Annotated in this window: 7 protein-coding genes; 3 read left to right on the top strand and 4 right to left on the bottom strand. The window is 72.7% G+C overall.

Translation table 11 applies throughout. The features are described from left to right. Window positions 1-266: 266 nt before the first annotated feature. Window positions 267-791: a hypothetical protein gene (locus NH287_RS14455; RefSeq protein ID WP_253036171.1), complete on the top strand. Its 525-nt coding sequence runs from the start codon at window positions 267-269 to the stop codon at window positions 789-791. 6 nt (window positions 792-797) lie between these two features. On the opposite strand, the gene dcd is transcribed toward NH287_RS14455, so the two are convergent. After that, on the bottom strand, window positions 798-1403 hold the full coding sequence (dcd, locus tag NH287_RS14450) for a dCTP deaminase (RefSeq protein ID WP_253036170.1): 606 nt from the start codon (window positions 1401-1403) through the stop codon (window positions 798-800). Window positions 1404-1431: 28 nt separating this feature from the next. Continuing rightward, window positions 1432-3453, bottom strand: coding sequence for a beta-galactosidase (locus NH287_RS14445; protein WP_253036169.1), 2022 nt, complete (start codon window positions 3451-3453; stop codon window positions 1432-1434). Window positions 3454-3514: 61 nt separating this feature from the next. Here NH287_RS14445 and NH287_RS14440 point away from each other — a divergent pair, with 61 nt between their 5' ends. Next, on the top strand, window positions 3515-4123 hold the full coding sequence (locus NH287_RS14440) for a TetR/AcrR family transcriptional regulator (protein ID WP_253036168.1): 609 nt from the start codon (window positions 3515-3517) through the stop codon (window positions 4121-4123). On the opposite strand, the gene NH287_RS14435 is transcribed toward NH287_RS14440, so the two are convergent. Beyond that, window positions 4104-5141 (bottom strand): zinc-dependent alcohol dehydrogenase family protein, encoded by a 1038-nt coding sequence (locus NH287_RS14435; RefSeq protein ID WP_253036167.1) that lies wholly within the window; start codon window positions 5139-5141, stop codon window positions 4104-4106. The genes NH287_RS14440 and NH287_RS14435 overlap by 20 nt on opposite strands. Window positions 5142-5194: 53 nt before the next feature. Next, window positions 5195-6067 carry a LysR family transcriptional regulator gene (locus tag NH287_RS14430; protein WP_253036166.1) on the bottom strand — a complete coding sequence of 291 codons (873 nt, stop codon included), beginning with the start codon at window positions 6065-6067 and terminating at the stop codon, window positions 5195-5197. Window positions 6068-6136: 69 nt separating this feature from the next. Here NH287_RS14430 and NH287_RS14425 point away from each other — a divergent pair. After that, window positions 6137-6489: MFS transporter (locus tag NH287_RS14425; protein ID WP_253036165.1), on the top strand; the 353-nt coding region annotated here is incomplete at its 3' end.

Genomic DNA, 6489 nt, shown 5'->3' with positions numbered 1-6489 from the left:
CCGCCGTCGTGCGGCCCGTGGGCGTGCGGGCCGCCGGCGTGGTGGCGGTGCGGACCGCCGCGGGGTCGCATCTGCGCGAAGGCCGCCAGCAGGGCGTCGAGGTCGCCGGTCGGATCGGTCACCCCTCGACGATACCGCCCGACGGTCGATTCATGTCATTTGACATGAGTCACGATTGCATGTCACACTGCATGTACTTGCACACTGACATGCAATGGTCATCGCGGAGAGTCCGCCGATGACACGACGTCTCGGAAGGACATCCCATGAACACCCCCCACGACAACGACACCCTGCCCCTCGGCTTCCGACTGAAGCTCGTCCACCGCCTGCTCTCCCGCGAGGTGCACCGGCGGATGCACGAGGCCGGACCCGAGGCATCCGCTCGTCGCGACGAGATCGTCGCCGACGTGCAGAACCGGATCACCGCCGCCGTCCCGCAGGACGACCTCGACACGCTGGTCCGATCCCTCGAGGCGATCGCCCACGAACTCGGCTGGGACGAGTCCCAGCCGATGCCGTCCCGCCCCGCACGGGAGCACCGGCGCGAGCGCGGCCCCTTCGGGCGCGGCTTCGGACGCGGCTTCGGCCACCGCTTCGGCCCGGGCTTCGGCGGAGGCGCACCCCACCCGGGGTTCGCGCACGGCGAGCCGGGCCGGTTCGGTCACCACGAGCGGCACGCGCACCACGACCACCACGGTCGCGGCTGCGGCGACCGTGGCGGCGCCGCCGTCGCCGAGGCGTACGAGCGCGGCTTCAGCCGTGGCTACGCGCAGGCGCAGCAGGACTGAGCGCGGTCAGTTCCCCTTCGCACCGGCGTCGGTCGTCCCGACGTCGGTGCGGTGGAAGTTCTGGAACGAACGGGATGCCGTCGGCCCCCGTTGCCCCTGGTACCGGTTCTTGTACGAGCCGGTGCCGTAGGGGTTCTCGGCCGGCGAACTCAGGCGGAAGAAGCAGAACTGCCCGATCTTCATCCCCGGCCACAGTTTGATCGGCAGGGTCGCGACGTTGGCCAGTTCGAGCGTCACGTGACCCGAGAAACCGGGGTCGATGAACCCCGCCGTCGAGTGGGTGATGAGCCCGAGGCGCCCGAGCGAGCTCTTGCCCTCGAGGCGTGCGGCGACGTCGTCGGGCAGCGTGATCTGCTCGAACGTCGCGCCGAGGGCGAACTCGCCCGGGTGCAGGATGAACGGCTCGTCGGGGGCGACCTCGATCAGCCGGGTCAGCTCGGGCTGATCCTCGGCCGGGTCGATGAACGGGTACTTGTGGTTGTCGAAGAGCCGGAAGTACCGGTCGAGCCGCACGTCGACGCTCGAGGGCTGGACCATCGCCGGGTCCCACGGGTCGAGGCCGATGCGGCCGCCGTCGATCTCGAGTCGGATGTCGCGGTCGCTGAGCAGCACGCGGCCAGCCTACTGGCCGCCCGGCGCGTCACCGCGCGACGCGGACGACCACCACACCCCGCGGGGGCACCAGGACACCGGATGCCGCGCCCGCGCCGACGAGCACGTCGCCGAACACCGGCGCCACGACCTCGTCGTCGGTGCGGTTCGAGATAAAGACGTACCGCGCCTCGGCGTCTCCGCGCTCGATGACGTCGAGCCGGCCGTCGGCCGACCGCGGATCGCCGGCGAGCGCGTCGAGTCCGAGCCCCGCGAGCACCGCGCGCACACCGTCCCGGCCGATGTCGGCCGAGACGTAGGTTGCCGACCCACCCGCGCGCAGCCGCCGGCGGGTCACTGCGGGCGCACCCGCCAGGTCGCCCTCGGCGTAGGTGTCGAGCACCTCGACGTCGTCGCCGATGTGCACGATCCGCTCGGTCCAGGCACTCGCCGCGGCACCCGAGGCGAGGGCGACGCGCTCGCCGGGCAGCAGCGGCACGAACTCCTCGACCATCACGCCGAGCAGCTCGCGCAGTGCGCCGGGGTACCCCCCGAGCCAGACGCGGTCGTTCTGGTCGACGATGCCCGAGAAGTACGTCGTGACGAGGTGGCCACCGGCATCCGTGTAGGACGTCAGGCGGGCACGCAGGTCGTCCGGCATCACGTGCAGCATCGGGGCGATGAGCACCTCGTACCCGTCGAACGACGCGCCGACCGGGATCACGTCGGCGCGCACCCCGAGGTCGAGCAGCGCGCGGTACCAGGCGAGCGCGTCGGCGTCGTACGCGAGCGCGTCGGTCGGGTGGGCGTCGCGTCCGCTGACCCACCACGACTCGTAGTCGAAGACGATCGCGACGCGCGCCTGCTCGCGGCGCGAGCCGTGCACGGGCGCGAGGTCGCGCAGCGCCCCGCCGAGGGCCACGACGTCGCGGAACACCCGGCTGTGCTCGCCCGCGTGCGGCACCATGCCGGAGTGGTACCGCTCGCCGCCGGCGCGCGACTGCCGCCACTGGAAGTAGCAGACCGCGTCGGCGCCGTGCCCGACGTGGGTCAGCGCATCGCGCATCAGCTCGCCGGGCCGCTTCGGCGGGTTGACCTCGCGCCAGTTCACGGCGCTCGTCGCGTGCTCCATGAGGAACCACGGCAGACCGCCGGCGATGTTCCCGGTGAGGTTCGCCCAGAACGACAGGTCGTCGCGACCGAGCTCGCCCGGGCGCAGGTAATGGTCGTTCGAGACGAAGTCGACGTCGCCCACCCACGACGGGTAGTCGATGTCGCGGACGTTCTGCGCGACCATGAAGTTCGTCGTCCGCGGGATGCCGGGTGTCACCTCGGCGAGCACCGCGGCCTCGGCCCGCAGGTGGTCGCGGACGGCATCCGACGAGAACCGCTCGAAGTCGAGCTGCTGTCCGGGGTTGCGGATCGTGGGCGCGGAGCGCGGCGGCAGGATCTCGTCCCACTCCTCGTAGTGCTGCGACCAGAAGGCCGTGCCCCACGCGTCGTTGAGCGCCTCGATCGTGCCGTAGCGCGCTTCGAGCCAGACGCGGAACGCGCGGGCGGCGTCATCGGAGTAGTCGTAGAGGTTGTGGCATCCGAGCTCGTTCGAGATGTGCCACGCGACGACCGCGGGATGATCGCCGTAGCGCTCGGCGAGCGCGCGCACGAGGCGCAGCGCGTACTCGCGGAAGACGGGTGACGTCGGGCGCCAGTGCTGCCGGGCTCCGGGCCAGAGGATGGTCCCGTCGACGGTCTGCGGAAGGATTTCGGGATGCCGCCGCGCCATCCAGGACGGCGGTGACGCCGTCGCCGTCGCGAGGTCGACGTCGATGCCGTTCGCGTGCAGCAGGTCGATGATCTCGTCGAGCCACGCGAAGTCGTACTCGCCGGGGCGCGGTTCGAGTAGGCCCCACGAGAAGATCCCGAGGGAGACGATGTTGACGCCCGCCTCGCGCATGAGCCGCACGTCGTCGTCCCACACCTCGCGCGGCCACTGCTCCGGGTTGTAGTCGGCGCCGTAGCGCATCGTCCCGGGCTGCTGCGAGCCGTCCTTCACCCAGCGGTAGTTCTGCACGCGACCACGCTAGTCCCAAAAACGTGCATCTGCACGGCTTCAGTCGATCTACACTGCCGTCATGACCGAAGCGCCTGCCCGGGGCCCCTACGCGAAGTCCGCCGCACGGCGCAGCGAGATCATCGCGAGCGCGACGGCCGTCTTCGGCACGTACGGCTACCGCGGCGGGTCGCTCCGCCAGATCGCGAAGCAGCTCGACCTCAGCCTCACGACGGTCATGCACCACTTCCCGACGAAGGTGTCGCTGCTGGCCGCGGTCCTGTCGCAGGAGGATGCCGCCGACACCGACTTCTCGCAGCGCGCCGCGCGCGACGGCTTCATCCCGACGGTCCTTGCGATCGTCGAGCGCAACCTCGGTCGGCGCGAACTCGTGCGGATGTTCACGGTCGTGCAGGCCGAGGCCACGCACGCCGACCACGAGGCGCACGCGTGGCTGCGCGCACGGTACGCCGACGTCATCCCCGAGTACGCCGCGGCGATCGAGTACGACCGGTCGCTCGGCAGACTGACGACGACGACGGATGCCGTCATGCTCGCCGACCTTGTCATCGGGATGTGGGAGGGCATCCAGGTGCGCTGGCTCGCCGACGACACCGACCCGGTCGACGCGATGCGCGTCGCGCTCGACGCGCTGCTCCTGCCGACTCCGGTCAGCGCCGCGGGTCGATGATCGTCATCCCCGCGGGCGCCGCGGTGTCCATGACAGGCAGTAGCTGGGCTGCCTCGTCGAGCGACACCGTCCGCTCGATGAGGTCCTGCGGGCGCAGCGTGCCGCGGGCGATGAGCTGCAGCATCCCGGGGTAGTCCTCGGCGGCCATGCCGTGGCTGCCGAGCAGGTCGAGCTCCCACGCGATGGCCCGGGCCATGGGCACCGCGGAGAGACCGGATGCCGAGGGCAGCAGCCCGACCTGCACGTGCCGGCCGCGGCGGCGCAGGCTGAGGACGGCGTCAGCGCAGGTCTGCTCGCTGCCGACCGCGTCGACCGACACGTGCGCGCCGCCGCCGGTGACCTCGTGGACCGCGGCGGGGATGTCGGAGCCGTCGGCGCGGACGACGTGCTCCGCGCCCAGGCGGCGCGCGACCTCGAGTGCGGCCGCCGAGCGGTCGACCGCGACGACGCGCGCGCCGAGCGCTGTCGCGATCATGACGGCGCTGAGGCCGACCCCGCCGGCGCCGACGACGACGACCCACTCCCCCGCACGCAGGCGGGCACGCGCGGTGAGGGCGCGGTAGGCGGTGGCGAAGCGGCATCCGAGCGCCGCAGCCGATTCGAGCGAGATCCCCTCGGGCACGGCGACGAGGTTGCGGTCGGCGGCGTGGATCGCGACCCGCTCGGCGAACGACCCCCAGTGGGTGAAGCCGGGCTGCTCCTGGTTCGGGCACACTTGCGCGTCGCCCGCCAGACACCACTCGCACCGGCCGCATCCGCACACGAACGGCACCGTGACGCGGTCGCCGACGTTCCAGCGTTCGACGCCGCGCCCCACCGCCGCGACGACGCCGGCGAGCTCGTGGCCCGGGACGTGCGGCAGGGCGATGTCGTCGTGCCCGACCCACGCGTGCCAGTCGCTGCGGCACAGCCCCGTGGCGTGCACGTCGATGACCGCGCCGCCGTCGGGGGCGACCGGGTCGGGCACCTCGGTGACGGTGAGGGGACCGGCGATCCGGTCCATGATCATCGCGCGCACTGCAGCCTCCGTCGCATCCGTCCGTCTCGATTCTGCCGCCGCGGCCGGGCGGGTCAGCCGCGGGCGACGTCGATGAGCACCTGCAGCACGTCGTCGACGGCGGGCGGTCGGGTGCCGGGGTGGAAGACGGCGCCCATGTCGCGCACCGCACGGGGATCGTCGATGGGCCGCTGCACGCAGCCGTCGAGCGGATGCGGCACCTCGGGTCCGACGGCGATGCCGAGGCCCGCCGCGACGAGGCCGTGGAGGGTGCGCAGGTCGTCGCCCTCGAAGGCGATGCGCAGGTCGGCGTCCTCGGCGGCGACCAGCTGCTCGAGGGTGCGGCGCAGGCCGTAGCCCGGTTTGAGGGTCACGTGGGTCTCGGCGACGACGTCGGCGAGCGTGACCCGGCGGCCGGTCGCGAGGCGGTGCCCGGCGGGAACGACGGCGACGAGCGGCTCGTCGTAGAGGTGCACGGATGCCTCGCCCGCCGCGGCTGCCCCCGAGACGATCGCGAGGTCGGTGCGCCCCGAGGCGAGCTCCGCGAGGCATGCGTCGCGCGCGCCCTGCCAGAGGCGGATCTGGATGTTCGGGCGCTCCTCGCGCAGGCGCCGGACGAGGCGGGGCACCAGGTTCTCGCCGAGCGAGTTCTGGAAGGCGAGCGAGACGGTCGCGCGCGCCTCGTCGAGCGAGTCGATGGCGTCCTGCGCGGCGCGGAGGGCGACGCGGACGCCGGGCAGCATCCGCTTCGCCGCGGGGGTGAGACGGATGCCGCGACCCTCGGGCGCCACGAGCGCGACGCCCAGCTGCGCCTCGAGCTGCCGGAGCGCGCGGCTGACGCTCGGCTGCGGGACGCCGAGCGCCTGCGCCGCACGGGTGACGTGCTCGTCGCGGCCGAGCGCGTCGAGCAGGGGCAGGTGCGGCAGCAGCGCGGCGAGGCGACTCATGCGCCGATCGTATCGCTCGTCGCGAACCGGTATTGGATCCGGATGAGAAGTATGCCTACCGTGGGGTGGGTGACAACTCTCGACATCCCCACGGTGACCGCCGCCCCGCGTCGGCTCGGTGCGGCGATGTGGACGACGGGGATCGCGACCTTCGGCGTGCTGTACGCCCCGCAAGGGCTGCTGACCGGCATCGCCGAGACCTACGGCCTGACCGCCGCCGACGCCTCGTGGGTCGTGTCGTCGGCCACGCTCGGCCTCGCCCTCGCGATCCTGCCGTGGGCGCTGGCCGCCGACCGCTTCGGACGCCGACGGATGCTGCAGGTCGCAGCGGCGGCCGCCGCGGTCATCGCGGTCGCGTCGCCCCTGCTGCCCGGGTTCGCCGGGCTGCTCGCGGGGCGGTTCCTGCTCGGGGCGGCGCTCGG

Source organism: Microbacterium sp. CnD16-F (assembly GCF_024124465.1).
Classification (GTDB): Bacteria; Actinomycetota; Actinomycetes; order Actinomycetales; family Microbacteriaceae; genus Microbacterium; species Microbacterium gawkjiense.
The sequence above is the reverse complement of the archived record's forward strand: the minus strand, read 5'-3'. Positions and strand labels throughout refer to the sequence as shown.

What these genes read in the sequence shown, in the direction of transcription:
- NH287_RS14455 (WP_253036171.1), top strand. Translation starts at nt 267, where the DNA reads ATGAACACCCCCCACGACAACGACACCCTGCCCCTCGGCTTCCGACTG.
- NH287_RS14440 (WP_253036168.1), top strand. Translation starts at nt 3,515, where the DNA reads ATGACCGAAGCGCCTGCCCGGGGCCCCTACGCGAAGTCCGCCGCACGG.
- NH287_RS14430 (WP_253036166.1), bottom strand. Translation starts at nt 6,067, where the DNA reads ATGAGTCGCCTCGCCGCGCTGCTGCCGCACCTGCCCCTGCTCGACGCG.